The organism is Streptomyces sp. NBC_00569, assembly GCF_036345255.1.
In the GTDB taxonomy this organism is placed as follows: domain Bacteria; phylum Actinomycetota; class Actinomycetes; order Streptomycetales; family Streptomycetaceae; genus Streptomyces.
On record NZ_CP107783.1, the window covers coordinates 127,616 to 145,193 of the forward strand.

The 17,578-nt window shown below is 66.8% G+C and carries 11 protein-coding genes and 3 pseudogenes; 8 read left to right on the forward strand and 6 right to left on the reverse strand.

The window, feature by feature from the left end:
- Nucleotides 1–138: 138 nt before the first annotated feature.
- Entirely contained in the window at nt 139–1,122 is a 984-nt protein-coding gene (locus OHO83_RS00595; protein WP_330278403.1) for a GlxA family transcriptional regulator, read from the forward strand.
- Nucleotides 1,123–1,988: 866 nt separating this feature from the next.
- Here the strand turns inward: OHO83_RS00595 and OHO83_RS00600 are convergent.
- Nucleotides 1,989–2,797 (reverse strand): IS5 family transposase gene (locus OHO83_RS00600; protein ID WP_330278404.1). Its coding sequence is split into 2 segments (ribosomal slippage): nt 1,989–2,447 and nt 2,450–2,797, totalling 807 coding nucleotides; the frame shifts between segments, so codons are not numbered across the junction.
- On the opposite strand from OHO83_RS00600, the gene OHO83_RS00605 reads away from it, so the two are divergent.
- On the forward strand, nt 2,687–3,391 hold the full coding sequence (locus OHO83_RS00605; RefSeq protein WP_330278405.1) for an HAD family hydrolase: 705 nt from the start codon (nt 2,687–2,689) through the stop codon (nt 3,389–3,391). The genes OHO83_RS00600 and OHO83_RS00605 overlap by 111 nt on opposite strands.
- Here OHO83_RS00605 and OHO83_RS00610 read toward each other — a convergent pair.
- Nucleotides 3,366–3,551 (reverse strand): hypothetical protein, encoded by a 186-nt coding sequence (locus OHO83_RS00610; protein WP_330278406.1) that lies wholly within the window; start codon nt 3,549–3,551, stop codon nt 3,366–3,368. The two genes, OHO83_RS00605 and OHO83_RS00610, sit on opposite strands and share 26 nt — an antisense overlap.
- 619 nt (nt 3,552–4,170) lie before the next feature.
- Between OHO83_RS00610 and OHO83_RS46830 the strand changes: the two are divergent.
- Nucleotides 4,171–4,553, forward strand: a pseudogene (locus OHO83_RS46830) (transposase); the annotation flags it as partial.
- 145 nt (nt 4,554–4,698) lie between these two features.
- Here the strand turns inward: OHO83_RS46830 and ggt are convergent.
- On the reverse strand, nt 4,699–6,510 hold the full coding sequence (ggt, locus tag OHO83_RS00620) for a gamma-glutamyltransferase (protein WP_330278407.1): 1,812 nt from the start codon (nt 6,508–6,510) through the stop codon (nt 4,699–4,701).
- 947 nt (nt 6,511–7,457) lie between these two features.
- Between ggt and OHO83_RS00625 the strand changes: the two genes are divergently transcribed.
- The 3 genes from OHO83_RS00625 (at nt 7,458) to OHO83_RS00635 (ending at nt 10,175) form a co-directional block, all read left to right on the forward strand.
- Entirely contained in the window at nt 7,458–7,631 is a 174-nt protein-coding gene (locus OHO83_RS00625) for a hypothetical protein (RefSeq protein WP_266680035.1), read from the forward strand.
- 477 nt (nt 7,632–8,108) lie between these two features.
- Entirely contained in the window at nt 8,109–9,788 is a 1,680-nt protein-coding gene (locus tag OHO83_RS00630) for an InlB B-repeat-containing protein (protein WP_330278408.1), read from the forward strand.
- A gap of 258 nt (nt 9,789–10,046) precedes the next feature.
- Nucleotides 10,047–10,175: a hypothetical protein gene (locus OHO83_RS00635; RefSeq protein ID WP_330278409.1), complete on the forward strand. Its 129-nt coding sequence runs from the start codon at nt 10,047–10,049 to the stop codon at nt 10,173–10,175.
- Here OHO83_RS00635 and OHO83_RS00640 read toward each other — a convergent pair.
- A protein-coding gene (locus OHO83_RS00640) for an IS5 family transposase (protein WP_329432751.1) occupies nt 10,145–10,962 on the reverse strand; the annotation gives its coding sequence in 2 pieces (ribosomal slippage) (nt 10,145–10,614 and nt 10,614–10,962; 819 coding nt in all). The two genes, OHO83_RS00635 and OHO83_RS00640, sit on opposite strands and share 31 nt — an antisense overlap.
- Nucleotides 10,963–11,496: 534 nt before the next feature.
- Nucleotides 11,497–12,722: pseudogene (locus OHO83_RS00645) on the reverse strand (RNA-guided endonuclease InsQ/TnpB family protein).
- A gap of 1,059 nt (nt 12,723–13,781) precedes the next feature.
- Here OHO83_RS00645 and OHO83_RS00650 point away from each other — a divergent pair.
- A complete protein-coding gene (locus OHO83_RS00650; RefSeq protein WP_329431527.1) occupies nt 13,782–14,507 on the forward strand; it encodes a hypothetical protein in 726 nt (241 codons plus the stop codon).
- A 563-nt stretch (nt 14,508–15,070) separates the two neighbouring features.
- Here OHO83_RS00650 and OHO83_RS00655 read toward each other — a convergent pair.
- Nucleotides 15,071–15,895, reverse strand: a pseudogene (locus tag OHO83_RS00655) (adenosine kinase); the annotation flags it as partial.
- Nucleotides 15,896–16,170: 275 nt separating this feature from the next.
- Between OHO83_RS00655 and OHO83_RS00660 the strand changes: the two are divergent.
- A complete protein-coding gene (locus OHO83_RS00660) occupies nt 16,171–17,436 on the forward strand; it encodes a PAS domain-containing protein (RefSeq protein ID WP_330278410.1) in 1,266 nt (421 codons plus the stop codon).
- The last annotated feature ends 142 nt before the right edge of the window (nt 17,437–17,578 follow it).

A 17,578-nucleotide genomic window follows, 5' to 3' on the forward strand; every position in this document is an offset into this window, starting at 1 on the left:
CAGACCGCTCCCCTGCCCTTGTATGCCCGCTCCAGCGCCGGTCCCTGGTCACCCGGCGCGCTCTGGCTCCAAGAGCCTGGCGCGAAGCGGCACTCCCGCACGAGTGTCTGCAACGACATGACCCATACACTTTCGGACATGCCCACCGTCGCGTTGGCCATCACCGATGGCATGTTGCACCTCGAACTGTCCCTGGCCTGCGAGGTCTTCGGTGCCGACCTGACCCACATCGCCAACCCCTGGTACGACTTCTCGCTCTGCGGACCGCGCGCCGTACAGGTCGACCGCTTCACCATCGAACCCGACCACGGGCTCGACCACCTCGCGCACGCCGACACCGTGATCGTCCCAGGCTGGGCCGATACCGACCAGGACCCCCCCGCCGACCTCGTCGACGCCGTCCGCGCGGCCCATGCGGCGGGCGCACGCGTGGCCTCCCTGTGCACCGGCGCCTTCGTCCTGGCCGCGGCCGGCCTCCTTGACGGCAAGCGCGCCACCACGCACTGGGCGCACACCCGCGAACTGTCCAGGCGCCACCCGAACATCACCGTGGACCCAGACGTCCTCTACGTCGACAACGGCAGCGTACTGACCTCCGCCGGCAAGGCCGCCGCCATGGACCTGTGCCTGCACCTGGTACGCCTCGACCACGGCTCGACCATCGCCAACAAGATCGCCCGACGCCTGGTCGTACCGCCTCACCGGGACGGCGGCCAGGCCCAGTTCATCGCCACGCCCGTCCCCGAACCGCGCAACCATCCCCTCGCCGACCTGTTCCCCTGGGTCCTGGCACGCCTCGACCAGCCGCTCACCGTCGAGGACCTTGCCCGCCAGGCACGGATGAGCTCACGTCACCTGGGCCGCCACTTCAAGCAGGTGACCGGCACCACCCCACTGCAGTGGCTCCACACCCAACGCATCCGGCACGCCCAGGAATTGCTGGAGACCACCGACCACACCGTCGACACCATCGCATCAACCACCGGAATGGGCACCGCCACCACGCTGCGCCGCCACTTCGCCCGCACGGTCGGCGTCCCACCGGACACCTACCGCCGGACCTTCCGCGCTCAGCCGCTCATCACCTCCCCCACCCAGCCGCAGCAGACCCCACCACGGTGACCACCAGGCCTGCTCCCGGCACCGCCTGACAGCGGCTCGCAACCGCCCTTGGCCACAACGCCCAGAACAGACAGCCGACTCAATTGCCATAGAGAGCAGCTCCGTCACAGGTGCGGTGACCGAGCACCATCACTGGCGCCGCTCGCCAAGCAGCCTGCTCAGCCCGGCTATGCGCAGCGCCCCGTCCGAGAATTCCCGCACGGGCCCTGCCGACTCGTCGCAGCTCACGAACAGCCGATCAGACAGGTGGATACGCGAGTTGAGTGCCGTGGACAATCAGCAGCCTGCGCCCCATGTCTCTCGTCACGGCCTGCCACCCTGATGCACCTCCCCCACAGCTTGTACGGACAGGCGCCTCACTCACGCCGGGGAATCCATGGATCCCTGAACACCTCAACGGCACACGATGCGGGTGTTCAAGACGGTGCACGCCGGACTCGGCCAGCAGTTGGAAGCAGGCGTACGAGACGGCCACGTACCCTCCCGCCCAGACGCGGCCCGGCCCGCGGCCCCGGGCCGGCCCCCATACGACGACATTGTGCAGCGGGGACCGGGCCGCGGGTTGATTCGGCCATCGCCTCGAGTGCGGGCCTCTGCTTCACATCGGGCCCGGCCGTCACCACGGCAGGAGCGGCGGTGGGGGCGTAGAAGATCTCTCCGCGCAGGACGACCTCGGCGCAGCCAGTGGCTGGGCGTCACCCGAACCCCGCGGCAACCGGAACGGGCCACACCGGCCCAGGACAGACAGCAGACACAAAAAAGACCCCGCACCACACAACTCGGTACGGGGTCTTCACAGAGCGCCGGGCAGGCCTTGCACCTGCATCTCCCCACAGGAAGCGGGACGTCTTTCCTTAGAAGTGATTTCATTTGGGGAGTCTGCGGTGGCAGATGAGTGTCGCGGCGATGGCGACGAAGGCAAGGAAGTGTTCGGGCTTGCGTTCGTAGCGGCGGTGAAGTCTGCGGCAGCCGGCGAGCCAGGCGACGGAGCGTTCTACGACCCAGCGGTGTCGTCCGAGGCGGTCGGAGTTTTCGATGCCTCGGCGGGCGATGCGGGGTGTGATGCCGCGTGAGCGGAGCCATCGACGCAGGTGAGGGTAGTCGTAACCTTTGTCGCCATGGAGCTTGTCCGGCCTGCGGCGGCGCGGTCCGCGGCGGGACCTGATCGGTGGGATCCCACGGGCGAGAGGCTCAAAGCCCTGACTGTCGTGGGTGTTGGCCGCGGAGATTCCGAGCGAGATCGGAAGGCCGTTGCGGTCAACTATGAGGTGGATTTTGGACCCCTTCTTACCTCGGTCGGTCGGATTCGGTCCCGTCAACTGCCCCCTTTGAGCGCGCGGACACTCACCGAATCGATAGCGCAGCGCGACCAGTCCAGCTCGCCCTGGACGCCGAGTTCATCGAGCACCAGGCGGTGGAGCCTGGCCCACACTCTGGCCTGGGACCACTCGGTGAAACGCCGGAAGGCGGTCACACCTGACGGTCCGATACCAGGTGGGAGTTGGTTCCATGTGCATCCTGACGTGGCTACGAACACGATGGCCGCCAGCACTTCACGGTCCCCATGCCGTCGCCGGCCGCCACCCTGAGGACGCGTCGGCGCTGGAGGAACCACCCGCTGGAACAACTCCCACAAGCCGTCCGGCACCAACCGCTCAACAAGCTTCGTCGTCACGCCATCAGCATCCCGCAAGATCACACCAAACGAAATGACTTCTTAGACCACCAACGCACAGCCTGCCAACGCGAATTCCGCCGACCAGCCCAAGATCAACAATACCAGACACAACACACCGACCTCACCGACCCCACCGACCCCACCGACCCCACCGACCAAGACACAGACAGCAAACCGTTAGAAATCCGCGATGACGCGCCCGCCGCCGCCGTTGCCCTCCTTCGGGACCGATCGCCTGCACCATGGACCTGCGTGATCGTCACCAATGGCCGCACCGCTCAACAGGAAGCGAAGATCCGCAACACCGGGCTCGACCAACTCGTCCAGGGCTGGGTGGTCTCCGAGTCCATCGGTCACAAGAAGCCCGAACCGCAAATCTTCCATGCCGCAGCAGCAACCGTCCGGCTTCCTTTGCCTGGTGCATGGGTCATCGGCGATTCACCCCATGCTGACATCGCCGGCGCCGAAGCGCTCGGGCTTCGAAACGTGTGGGTGACGGATGGCTCGCCCTGGCCCCAGAACTCCTACCAGCCAACCCACATCGCCCAAGACGTCGCCACCGCGATCAGCCACGCCATGAGGCTGCCGTGATCGCCCAGCGCTCGTGGTCCCGCCACTGGTCGTTGATGAACTCGACAGCGGCCGAGTAACCCTCACGCTGGATACCCAGACGCTTGACCAGGTTCAGCGACGATGTGTTGTCCGGCTGGATGTTCGCCTTCAGCCGGTGCATTCCTGTTGGCTGAACCATCGCGGGATCTTACGCAAGCCACTCGTCGACGCGTCCAGCAGCCAGCGGAAGATTCGGCCGCAGTGGTATAGGCCCGGCGGTGACCTGAGCGTTCAAGGCCGTTGGTTCAGGGCCTGGGTCAACTTTCTGTTCGCTGCTAGGGCGGCTTCCCACTCCGCTGTCGGCTCTTCCAGCTCTCCTTGTCCGTCAACGATCTCCCGCTCAGGGAGAGCGATTCGACGCTGGAGCTGGTCGACGCTGGCCGGGGTGAGTTGAGCTTGTTCTATACCTCTGGTGCTTCTCAGGCCTGCCACATCTATGGTGCCGTGGTGACACATGGGCTGTACCCACGACTCGCGGAAGCGTTCCCAGCACTTGCTACCGAGATCGCTGAGCTGCTGCGTGCTAAGGGTGAACCACTGGCCGAGGTGGTCGCTGGCCTGCCCTACCACGGCCCGTGCACCTGTACCCGTTGCACGAAGCGCGAGCAGGACGTGCGCGGACACCACCTCCGCAAGCACGGGGGCGACCCAGCGCCGGGCCTACCTCGTGAGCCCCGACGCGGACCATCCCCGCGGGCGCGGGGGCGACAGCAGGCCGATCCCGGTCCCGGCCGTGGCGACCGGACCATCCCCGCAGGCGCGGGCGCAAAGGTGAGCTCAAGGGCTTCACCTGGCAGGACTACCACGACCTCATCGTGCGGGCACACATTCAGCTCGGCGGCCCCGATCGTGTTGGTCTGGGACAACCTACGCACTCACCTCATGCCACAGATGAAGGCTTTCATCGCTGCGAATGACCACTGGCTGACGGTCTTCCACTTCCCCTCCAACGAGCCCGACCTCAACCCGCAGGAAGGCATCTGGTCCCTGGCGAATCGGACTATCGGGCCACCTCGCCGCCGTGAACCTCGACCAGGTGGCCTCCGCAGGCAAGCGCAGCCTCAAGAAGATCCAGTACCGCCCACACCTGGTCGACGGCTGCCTTGCTGGCACCGGCCTCGCCATAGACGACAGCCAGTGATCAGGCCGCCATCACACATTCAACTTCGCTTGTGCCATGGGGTGATACCGGCACCGCACACAAGGTGGTAGTCCTTGCCGCGATTGTCCCTCAATGGTGGCGGCGCCCAGCTTGTGGACGCCGCCCCGGGGAGGGGAGGTAAGGCTCAGCGGGCGTGAAGAACCATGGCCGAGCCACCGCCACGGCGCTCGGGCTCGGCGACCGCTTCGATCTTGCCGCCTGGCAGGAATTCCAGTGCTGCAACCGCCCCGATCTCCGGCGAGGGAGTGAAGGCACTCGGGGCCAGGACGAACTTGTGGCCCAGACGTTCCAGCGCCGTCCGCTCAGGCGAGTCGAGGAAGGCCGGTTCGGCCTCGGTCGCCACCCCGTTGCGCTGGGAGATCCGCGGCTCGTCGACCGCCTCCGGCAGGGTCATGCCGAGGTCGAGGCGGTTGAAGAGGGTCTGCAGCACGGTGGTGATGATCGTGGAGCCGCCGGGCGAGCCGATGGCGATCATCGGCTTGCCGTCCTTGAGCACGATGGTCGGCGACATGCTGCTGCGGGGGCGCTTGACGGGTCCAGGCAGGTTCGGGTCCGGCACACCTTGGGTGATCGGGGTGAAGTCGAAGTCCGTCAGCTCGTTGTTGAGCAGGAACCCCCGCCCCGGCACGGTGATGGCTGAGCCGCCCGTCTGCTCGATCGTCAGGGTGTAGGAGACGACGTTGCCCCAGCGGTCGGCGGTCACCAGGTGAGTGGTCGACGTGCCCTCGTACGGCTCCGGACTGCCGGCGCCCTGCTTACAGTCCGAGTCGGGGTGACGCGGGTCGGCAGGTGCGACCGGGCTGGTCAGCACGGCGTCGGGGCGGATGAGACAGGCGCGGTCCTTGGCGAACTCCTTGGACAGCAAGTCCTTCGTGGGCACGTCCGAGAAAGCTGGGTCGCCCACCCAGCGGTTGCGGTCGGCGAATGCGATCCGGCTGGCCTCCAGGTAGTGGTGCAGGGCTTGAACCTTGTCGGCGGACGACAGGTGGAAGTTCTCCAGCATGTTGAGCGCCTCGCCGACCGTGGTGCCGCCGGAGGACGACGGCGCCATCGAGTACAGGTCAAGGCCGTGATAGGTCGCGTGAGTCGGTGCCTGGTCCAGGACCGAGTAGCGCGCGAGGTCGCTCTGTTCCATCAGCCCCGGGCGGACGTTGCGGCGGGAGCCGGGAGCCAACGGCGGCTGCTGAACGGTCTTCACGACATCGCTGCCGATGTCCCCGTGGTACAGCGTGCCAATGCCCTTCTGCGCGATCTCGCGGTAGGTGCGGGCGAGGTCGGGGTTGCGGAAGCGGGAGCCGACCCGGGGAAGTTCGCCATTCGGCAGGAACAGCTTGGCAGTAGGGGTGAAGTCGCGGAAGCGGTCCTCGTTCATCTGCGTCTGGGCGCGGAACTGGTCGCCCACGACGAAGCCGTCGTCGGCGATCCGGGTGGCCGGCCGCAGAGCCTTTGCCAGCGAGACGGTGCCCCACTCGTCCAGCGCCCTCTGCCACGTGGCCGGGGTACCCGGGACGCCCACGGACAGGCCCGAGTTGACGGCCTCGTCGAAGGGAATGGACTTGCCCGTGGCAGGGTCGAGGAAGGAGTCGGAGCGCATCCGGGCCGGGGAGGTCTCCCGGCCGTCGATGGTGCCCAGCTTCCCGGTCTTCGCGTTGTAGTAGACGAAGTACCCGCCGCCTCCGACGCCCGCGGAGTACGGTTCGACCACACCGAGCGCGGCGGCTGTGGCGACCGCGGCATCGGCCGCGTTGCCGCCATGCCGCAGCACGTCGAGACCGGCCTGGGAGGCGTACGGGTTCACGCTGGAGACCGCGCCTCCGCTGCCGACGGCGACGGCCTGTTTCGGGGGCGGTCGAAGCCCGGAATCGTCGGCGGCCGACGCGGGCGAAGGAGTTCCGGTGCTGATCAGAAGGGGGGCGGTGAGCACCGCTGCGGACACGGCAGCGACGATGGCACGGCGAACGGCCACGGTATCTCCGGTGACTTGGGGCTGAGGGGGGGTGACCGAAACCCTGCCAGCGTCCGAATGGATCTCCAACGAGAGTCCGCAAGATTTGCGTGACATCTGAGGTTCCCGATCAGTAACTCAAAATACTTTGCAAAAAAGCGCCCATGCCTGGATTGCGGCAAGCCGTGCATCCTCCCACTGGCAAGGCGCTCGCCCCCGCTCCGATGCCCGGCACTGTCCCCCTGCGGCATCGAACCGTATTGATGCAGCCTCACCTCGCGGTGCTGCAGAGCTTCTTTCCGGCCTCTGTCCGACCCGCCCGCAAACCTGGACGTCAGGGCCACCACCAACTCCCCGCCGGCCAGCCGGAACCACGACCGTCTCCAGCGGACCATCCCCGCAGGCGCGGGGCGACCCTCGACGCTTCACAGCCTCCTGCTCACCGCGCGGAGCATCCCCGCGGGCCGGGCGACCCTCGATCCGCCCGGGCGTAGTTCCGGCGCTGCGGGCCATCCCCGCAGGCGCGGGGGCGACCTCGACGGATGGATGCTGTACGTCCTCAACCGCAGACCATTCCCGCGGGGGCCCGGGGCGACCAGCACCGCGGTCAGAAGCAAAGCTTCGGCACGGTCGGCGGGGGCACCTGCCTCTGACTCCGTCCACGAGCTTCGACAGCACTTGTTCATCGTCTCGGGAGGCGGCCGGATCCGTCCGCGCCCGATGTTCACGAGAACGGGAGGCATCCCGACTGCCTCGGCTCGCCCGGCCCCTGGTGCGGGCCAGGCGTCCTCCATTCGGCCCCGCAGTGATTGCCGTAGGGCGAAAGTGGAGGTGGGCTGTCAGTGCGCCCGGTGACATTCGCGGGCGCCAAGAGGGCGGGCGCCCTGCCGAAGAGCAGGGCCAGCCTCCGCCCACCCACACGAGACTTGGAGATATCCATGCCGTACCGCAAGGGACAGCACGTGGAGTACCGCGACCAGCAGGACGAGCTTCAGCGCGGCGAGATCCGAAGCGCCGAGGGCAGCGGGGCGCAGACTCGCTACGCCGTCCAGAACGAGGCGACCATGAGCGAAGACAAGGTCAGCGAGAACCAGATCGAGCGGGCGCTGTAGTACGCCTCTGCCGACGCAGCCGCCGTTGCACCGAACCAAAGTGCAACGGCGGACTGCTGGATGCCCTGCGACAGTGGATGCACCGGCAGTTCCCAGTACGCCGGGTCAGGCACAGTCGATGTCGGCCGACTCTCCGCGCGCAGGCCGTGTGCTGGTGAAGCGAAGAGCTACGGGGTGAGGCTTCTTCGCGGATCATCCGGCGCAGGCTGGTACGGGCGGCGGCGAGGTGACGAACGAAGCCACGCGCGGCGGTTGCACGGCCCGCTGACCCCGTTCCGGGCATTTCGTCACCTCTGGAACCGCATTTCTCGATTGGTGTTGCGGTTGACGAACAACTCCTTCGACCCCGGCCTTTGATCACCCAGGGCCTGAGAAGTTCCCGGCGTGGCGATGACTCCAACATCCGGTGCGTTTCTATATTTTCCCGTGCATTCAGCTGTCTAGATCCAGATGTCGACGACTTCGCGGGGACGGAACATGGGTGTACGACGGCTTGCTGCGGTCGCAGTGGCGGCGCTGACGATGTTGGCCGGAGCGGCTGTGCCGGTCCAGGCGGCAGCGGCGCCGTGCCCGCTGCCGGGCGGCTTCGAGATCGACGGCGACCTGCAGGCCGGTACCTGCACACCCTCGGGCGACGACTGGACCACGCCAGGACTGAACGTGGAAAGCACCACGGACGGCGGCTCGTACCAGACAGTGAGCAAGGACGACAGCGTCCCGGCGGCCTGGGCGTCCAGTGGGTCCACCCCCGACAAGAGCCTCTTCACCGGGGCGTACGCCGCCTCCCGGGTGATCGATGGGCACTATTACGTCGACGTGGCCTGGGAGCGTGAGGCGACATCCGGCACCCAGAACTACGCAATCGAGATCAACAACGCGCCCGCCAACGCCCCGGACGGCACGCCACAGCCGAACCGTTCCACCGGTGGCGGGGTGTTCTACCTTTCCTCGCAGGGCTCCGCACCTCCCGTCTTCGACTCGGCGTGCTCGTTCACCTCGCAGAGCAACTACGGGACGACCTGCACGAGCTCGCCCTCCAGCTTCACCGGGGCGATCAACACTGCCAGCGTCACCGACGTCTTCTGTGGTCAGGCACTTCCCGCAGGGTCCTTCTTCGAGGTGGCGCTGGACGTCACCGCACTGACCGGCATCGTGCCGAGCTGCCCCGGCCCGTCCGCGGCCAGCGTGTATCTGCGGGCGATCACGGGATCGGGCCACAACGGCAACCTGAAGGGCTACTTGCAGCCGATCACGATCCAGCCGAACACGACCTGCGTCAGTCCGCCGATGACCACGACCGCCACGCCGGGCGGCTCGACCAACACGCCGGACACCATCCAGCACGACGACGCCACGGTCGGCACCGAGGACGCGCCGGGCGCCGGCACGGCGAAGTTCTACCTCTGCCCGCCCCCCGTCGTGACCGCCAACGGCGGCGACTGCTCCGCAGACGGAACGCTCATCTCCACGACCACGCTAGACGCCAACGGCCAAGCTTCATCGGCGACGGTCGGCGGCGAAGGCGGCGCGGCCGGCACCTCTTGCTGGCGCGCCGAGTTCACCCCGAGCGCCAACGACCACCACTACCTGCCGGCCACGCACACCAACGCGACCACCGAGTGCTTCACGATCGCCCCACCTGCCCACACCCTCACCGTGACGAAGACCGGCAGCGGCACCGGAACGGTGACCAGCACCCCGGCCGGCATCACCTGCGGCGCCACGTGCAGCCACGCGTTCACCGACGAAACCGCCGTGACCCTCGCTGCCACGCCCGACAGCGGTTCGAACTTCGCCGGCTGGTCCGGCGCCTGCTCCGGAACCGGCACCTGCACCTGCACGGTGACCATGGATGCCGACAAGATCGTGACGGCGGCCTTCAACGCCGGTCCGCCGCCCGTCGGCCCGCCCGACACCACCATCCGGAACGCTCTGGTCATCAAGAGGGCCCACCTGGCCGTCTTCACGTTCACCGGCTCCCGCGGCGTCGTCCCACTCAGATTCTTGTGCCGGCTCGACAAGGCACCCTTCACGGCATGCCGCTCACCCAAGCTCTACACGCACCTGACGACAGGCAGCCATACCTTCCAGGTCGAGGCAATCGACTCGCGAGGACAGGCCGATCCAATTCCGGCCACGCAGAACTTCAGCATCTGAGTTCGCCCCCAGACCCGTTCACAAGACGCCTGCGCGCAGACAACTGACCACCGCATCGGCCTTAGAGGTGACAGACGGCGCCTCAACTAGTTGACCCAGGCGCCGTCGGCCGGCAGCCCGGCCACACCTCACCCCGTCGAGTAGGGGTTGAGTGGCTCACTGATGTCTGGCAACTACTCACGCCCGTAATCCCGCACGGGAATCGAGGCACACCAGCGCCGGTCACCACGACCGGCGGACACCGAAGGAGAACTACTGATGGCCGCTCTGGACGAGATCACGAACGTCATCGCTGAGATCATCGAGGAGTTCACGGGCATCCCTGCCGCGGATGTCGACCGGAATAAGACGGTGTCCTATGTGGTGAGTCGGGCGTATCGCTTGTAGCAGCACAGGGCTGCGGCGAGGCCGAGGAAGGCCAGGTAGTTGCGTGGGTGGCGTTCGTAGCGTGGGCTGAGTCGTCGGTAGCCCGACAGCCACGACATGGTTCGCTCGATGACCCATCTGCGGCGGCCGAGTCGTTCGCTGGACTCGATCCCCTTGCGGGCGATACGCACGCCGATGTGCTTGCCCCATAACCATTTACGCAGGTGGGGCACATCGTAGGCTTTGTCGGCGTGGAGACGCTGGGGTTTGAAGTACCGGCCGCGGTGAGGGTCGTGTCTCGTTTGGTGACCCATGATCATGGGCCTCAGCGCGAGGCTGTCGTGGGTGTTCGCGGCTGAGAGGCCGACGAGGAGGGGCAGTCCGTTTGCGTCCGACAGGACGTGCATCTTGGAGCCCGGCTTGCCTCGATCCACGGGGCTCGGGCCTGTGAGTTCGCCCCTTTTTTGGCCCTGACATGTGCGGAGTCGAGGACTGCGCGGGAGAGGTCGAGCAAGCCAGCGTCATCCAGTCGGTGCAGGATCTCCTCGTGCAGCCGGCCCCACACACCGGCTCGTGACCAGATCAGGAATCTGCGGTGGGCCGTCGACTTGGATATCCCGAAGCACGGCGGCAACGCCCGCCAGGCACACCCACTGACCAGCACATAGATGATCGCCGCGAACAGCGTCTCATCAGGCGTGTCCTGCGTCCCGCCACCCTGCGGCCGCACTCTGGACGGCGGGATCAACGGCTTCGCAATCTCCCACAACCCGTCCGGAACAATCCAACTCCACGTCCCCTGACCCATGTTGAGAACCAATACCCCGACTCACCACATAGGACACCGTCTAAGGCCTTCTCGAGTGATCTGGGAATCGACGAGCCGACCAAGAATGAGATCGTCAAAGGCATTGAGGAACGCTGCGACGTCAAGATCGACGGCTCGGACAGCAAGGAGTTCGCGACCGTCGGCGACGCTGTCGATCACATCTACAACCACCGGAACTGAGCCCGCAGTCACACGGGCATCCGCAGGCTCGTAGCCTGGTGATGATCACCCGAACTCAGAACGACGCGAACTCCGATGCCGCGTCCAAGGCCAGTTTGGAGGCGCTCCTGGCTCGCACCGTGCCCAGCCACACCCTGCACGGGCGGGTGACGTGCCGCACGACGTGCTCACCGGCGACCGTGCAGATCCCGGCTGGAGCCCGCCCGCCCCTCCCCTACCGCGTGCGCAGGGAACGGGCGATGGCCTGGGCATGCTGGAGCAACGTGAGGTCCTGCTGATCCCAGGTGTCGGCGAGAGATGTAGTGGTGGCTCATGATTTGAAACCTCCCCCAGCTAAAGCAGGGGGATTCCTAGCTCACGTGGCCTGATCCCCGGCGGGGATGCAGGTCTTACACGATCAGCACTAGCCGGGACAGAGACCAGCCCGGACGAGCATCACACGGGCTGAGTTTTTGTCCCGAGGTCGGGACACCCCGCACGTGGTGCACGTATACGTTCGTTCTGAGAGGCAGCGCGTGCTTGGTTCTCGCTCCGCATGCTGCGCAGTCCATCGTGGTGTGCGCCGGGTGCACCAGGTGCACGGACCGGCCGTGCTTACGGGCCATCTCGGCCAGGGCTGTCTTCGTCGCGCCGATCGCCGCGTCAGCGGCCTTCTTGGCCATGGTGGACTTCGCGAGGAACTTCGGCCGGAAGTCCTCCACGGCCAGGCCGTCATGGTCGCGGACGACCTTCTTGGCCCACTTGCGGGCGGTGTCCTGACGCTGCCGGGCCACCTTCTTGTGCAGCTTCGCCGTCTGCCGCTTCGCCTCGCGGTAGCCCTTCGATCCGGCGCATCCACGCTTCGGCTTACGCCGGGACATCATCCGCTGATAGTGCGCCCAGCGCTGGGCGGCCCTCTTCCCGTGCTGCGGGTGAGGAAGGTCGTGGTCGTCGCTGGTGGTGGTCGCGGTCTCCTTCACACCCCAGTCGATCCCGATCACCCGGCCGGTTCCCGGCAGTGTCTCGGGCATGCTCGCCACGACGAAAGACGCGTACCAAGCTCCGGTGCTGTCGCGGTAGACGCGGACGCTGGAGGGTGGCTCGGGAAGGGCACGCGACCACACGACCGTCACGGCGATGCCGCCTGCCAGGTGCAGGCGGCCGCCCTTGAGCCGAAAACCCCGCCGGGTGTAGTTCAGCGACAAGTCGTCCTGGTGCTTCTTCTTGTACTTGGGCATCCCGGCCCGCTGCCGCACCGGCACAGCGGCCCTGATGTCCTTCAGCGCCTTCGCCCCCGACTTCGCGAAATCGCGTATCACCTGCTGCTGAGGAACGCTGGAGCCCTCGCGCAGCCAGCCCATGCAGGCACGCGCCTCGGTCAGCATCTTGTCCAGCCGGGCCGGACCACACTTCTCGTTCTCGGCGTGCGCCCTCTTCGAGCGGGCGCAGCACTCATTCCACAGCCACCGGCACCGCGCCCATTCCGCTGCGAGAGCGCCAACTGCGGTGGACGACACGCGAAGACGGAAGGTGTAGCGGGCATGCCCGACACCTGCCTTCTCCTGCGCCGCGTTCGTCATGAACAGCAACCTATCCGGGAGGACTGACAGTTGAGAGCTCTGAACCAATATGGGCTGCCCCACCACCACGACGGGAGCACGCCGATCCGCCCAGCCGGCGAATCACCTTCCCCTGCCCTGCTCCGCAGGAGTCCGATTCCTCTCCAGCCTGAAGGCCGGGGCATCCTAGGAGGAATCCGGTGAATTCCTCCACTGCGATGGCCAGTTCGCTTCGGACGTGTGATCCAGTGTGCTCGGCAGCCAGTGTCAGCCCGTCCTCGAGACAGCGCCCGGTCCGGGTCCGTTCCATCCACGGAACTCTTCAAGCAGCTCAGCAAGGAAGACGCCGAGGCGGTCACCGCCCCAGGTCCTCACCATGACCTCGATCTGCACCGAACCGCGCGTCCGTCGGCGCTCCTGCCTGGCTGGAAAACCGAGCAGCGTGCCCGAGAAACGGGCACCGGCCTTGACCGATGCCCCCGGTGTGGAATCTCACCGGCTGGCCCGCGATGGCCGTGATGCGCCGATAGGCGGCACGGCATGATGCGTACACCTCGTCGCCGTTTCGGTCCGCTACGAGCCTGCGGACCGGTCCTGGCTGGCCGCGCTGTCGTCGCTGATACCGCGCTGGCGCCGGAGCCGTGCCGGGCGAGGAGGCAGACCGGCCTAGCTTCTTGTAGGCCAGCCAGTCCCGCTCCAGGCTCGCCGTGATCCTGCATGGACGTCGGCGCGGACCTGCGGGGTGACGTGCTCGACTTCACCGCTCGAGTAGTGCAGGTGCAGGCCCTCGCGACTGGCGTCGCACAGGATGGCGTGGGCCTCGTGCATGACTGTCATCTAGAGCTGCGGGACCGGGGCCGTGGTGAGCTCGTCGATGACGGTCTCGTAGTCGATCCCGAGGACACCCCAGTCCTTGCCCTGCTTGTCAAGCCAGAGGGTGACGTCAGAAGAAGAAGACGACCTTGCCCAGCCGGGTGGCCACTCTAAAACTGGCGGTCGCTGTTGACAGGTGGGTGTTCCCGACAAGAGCAGGCCGGAGCAACCTTGTGCCTGAGGAAGGCCAACGTAAGGATGTTGGTCATGGCTGCTGGGGAGGGTGAGGGGACGGGAAGCCGTTCCGCGGTGCCGGGCGACGGCATATCCGCCGAGGACACGGTGCCCGCGTCGGGCGAGGGGGGAGAGGATGCGTTCGGCGGGGTGACGACCACGCTGTGGGGCTCACTCATCGCGTTGGCGGGCTTGCTGACCGCCCTGGGCATGAACAGCGACAGGCTGTTCGTCGCGCTCAACAATCAAACGGGGTGGACGCTGGTTGCACCCGCGCTGGCCATCTTCGCCGTCGGTTTCACTCTTTACGCGTACTTCACCCATAAAAGACTGCTTCTGTTAGTCGGAAGTACGGCCTATATCGCAGCTTTTGTCGCCTCATTGGTCGCCGCCACCCTCGCCGCTGCCGGGAATGGCAGGCCGACCGTGACAAGCGTGAGCCTGACGGGTCAACGGCCCCAGGTTTCGCTGACGTTCACCGTCCAGGCTGCCGGTGTCGATCGCAACGATCATGTAGCTGCGTTCGTCCGGTTGCTGAACGCACGTGAAGGCGGCCAGGCGGATACGGAGCTGTATTCGGGATCTCTCAGGCCTGACGACATGGGCAAGGTGGATCAGAAAGTCACCATTCCACTCACTCTGCCCAGGAACACCACTCATGTCACCATCAACGTGTCCAACAGCGGAGACAAGGGCAGGAGCCATTGCACCACCCGTTCTCCGACTGCTCCGGCATGTGTGACGGTGAAACTGCCGTGAGAGAGTGAGTCCGGGCGAGCGGTGCGCAAGGACGAGGCTAGGTGGACGTCGCAGGACATCGACGGCGCGTATATCCCGGCCGAGTACGTCGAGGTACTGGAAGTCTTGTACGGGGTGTCGCCATTCGTTCCGTGACCCAGCTCAGGCATCGATCGGCACCGGCACGGGGCCACATGTGCCCGTCTGACAGCCCGTTCGCCACCCGCCTGGCCTGGGTCCTGCGTGATCTGCCGTCGGGCTGATCACTTCCCCGTCCGGTCGAGGTTCCCCCGTCGTTCGGGAGGTGCTGATTAGCTGGCCAGGGCGGGTTGACGGGGTTTCAGGTTCGGTTGTTCGGGTCTGCTCGGCACAGCGCTTCTCCTCGAACTCGATCGGGCTGAGCCAGCCGAGCCGTTCCTGGATGCGGCGACTGCCCGTGCTGCCAGGGGGGCAGGCACGGGTGGGCTGGACTTGAGACTAGGCACGTCGTTCGTCGCGGGGCGTACGCAAGCACGGCTGTCGGTCAGAGGCCGCAGACGGCGCGTAGGGCCTGGTCGACGCGCGCCATGGTGGTGGGGTCGACGGTGCCGAGATGCCACCGCTCCGTACAGAGCGCAGCGCCGCGGGTCCTCGCCGTCCAACCAGCCGAGCAGGAAGGCAGAGGCAAAAGCGTCACCCGCGCCATTGGAGTCCACCACCGAGGCTGGGGGCGTGACCGCCGGAACGTGCGTCAGCTCGCCGTCGGCCAGCACATGGGCTCCCCCGGCCCCGGCCATGGCAACCACGATCCGAGCCCGGCCGCGCGCGGCGATATCGCGCATCGTGCGCTCCGGATCGGCCAGAGCGGTGGCGGACACGAAGACGATGTCCGCGGCCAGCGCGAAGGGCTCGTGGTAGGGGTTGATGCCGTCCCAGTCGTGCAGGTCGGTCGAGATGGTGACACCGGCTTCCCGCAGTAGGGGCATCGCGTACGCGCACGGGTGGGTGATGGCGACGTGCGCGTGACGGCTGGCGGCCGCGAGCGCGCGAACTGTCACCTCGGGCAGCCGGTCGGTGTCTCGTGAGCGGCTGTCGTCATACAGGGACAGCCGTCGCCCGTCGGGTCCGACCAGGTTGACAGCGCGCTTGGTGCCCCCAGACAGCGGGATCTCTGTGAAGGGAATGGCCCGCTCACGGTGAAGCGCGCGGACCAGGTCGCCCTCGCGGTCGTCGCCGACCATGTCGAGGTGGTGGGTGCGCAAGCCCGGCTCCCGCACCCCCAGCGCGACGAAGTCCCCGCTCTGCCCCGCGCAAGTCTCGATTCCCGGACGGATCATGTAGCTGTCGGCGAACGGGAGCGGCAGTTCGGGAACGTAGACGATCATGTCCACTCCCGCACCACCCAGGACCAAGACATCGATGTCGGGCATGCTGAGGTTCCTCTCGAGCCGCTGTCGGCCGCCGAGTCAAACAGCACGCCAGAGATACGGCAAGAACTTGCAGGAACTTTCTGCAATCTGATAGCGGGCGACCGCCCTGCTGAGGGCTCTGCTGGTCCTGACGAACCGCGAAGTCTCCCAGTGACTGACGATCTTCACCGAAGTGATCCGCTCACGACCAGCACGAGCACCCCGGACTTCATGCACACCAGGCCTGTGACCTGCAACTTCACAATGCACACTGCACACTGGAGGAAGGGACGCACGTGCGCGGACCGGACCGGAGGTGTGGTGCGATGTCGAGCGGTGTCGTGCTCGCGCGAATCGCCGACGACGGGCGGATCGTCGCGTGGTCCGCGCGGGCCGCGGATCTGCTCGGCCGGTCCAGAGAGGAGGCTGAGGGCCGCACTGTGGCCGAGTTGACGGGCGGGGACAACGGCGCCATCGGACGCGGGGCCTTGCTGACCGCTCTCGGCGCGGTGTCCGTGCAACCGGTGGTCTCCGGCACCTCACTCGCTTGGGAGATACGCGACGAGCAGGACGACGACACCACGGCCCGCGATCAGGAGATCCTGCGGAGGCTGTTCGTCCACTCGCCGATCGACCTGAACGTCCTGGACGGGTCCCTGCGCATTGTGCGGTCCCAGAGCGGCACACGTGAAGCACCGCCGAGGGCGGATGAGGCCCCGGCCGGGCAGGACTTTCCTGAAGCCCTGGGCCTGGAGGACCCCGAGAAGGAGCGCGCGGTGGCGCGCCGGGTCCTCATGACCGGGGAGCCGGCGCTGCAGCGCATCGTGCGGGCCGCGCCGCACAACAGCTCGGGCCGCCCCGTGGCCTACTCCCTGTCGTACGTACGCCTTGAAGGAGTGGACGGCGAGGTGCTGGGCCTCGTGGCCTCGGCGCTTGACGTGACCGAGCACAAGCGGGCACTGGAACGGCTGGGGCTTCTGGAGAAAGTCCGCACCACCGTAGGCGAGCGGCTCGAAGTGGTGGCCGTGTGCCAGGAGTTGGTGGACGCCGTCGTACCGGAGTTCACGGGCATCGTGGTGGTCGAAGTCATCGAGGACGTCATCCGGGGCGAGGAGCCGCCGCTGGCTCCGGTGGACCATGACGTGCCGCTGCGGCGCGCCGCCTTCAAGGGGCTGGTGTCGGCTCACGCGGTGGGAGACGTGCGCCGACTGCCGGAGGGCACCCCCTTCTCCCGCGTCTTGAACGACCTGCGGCCCAGGCTGGTCACTGTGACGAAGGACAGCCCGTGGTTGTCGGCGGAACTCATCGTCAGCGAGCTGGTCGCCAACGCGCTGCGCTACGGCGCCCCGCCATATCGGTTGCGCCTGATTTTCGACGGGCGTCTGACCTGCGAAGTCCGCGATTTGGGCGACAGCGTCCCACACCTGAAACACGCTCGCACCATCGACGAGGGTGGTCGCGGCCTTTTCATCGTGGCGAGCGTCGCCGACGGTTGGGGAATCCGGTATCACGCCCAGGGCAAGACGGTCTGGGCCCAGCAGAGCACAGCATTGGCGGGCTAGAACTCCAGCAGCGTTTTGCTATCTGGCCTGGTCAGAAGCATCGTTGGGAGTGTAGTTGGGTGATGGTGTATCAAGCCCGCTCGTTGGCGGACCGCCCCGCCAACGAGCGGGCCGTCGCCCGTAGCGGCGGTGACAGGCGAGG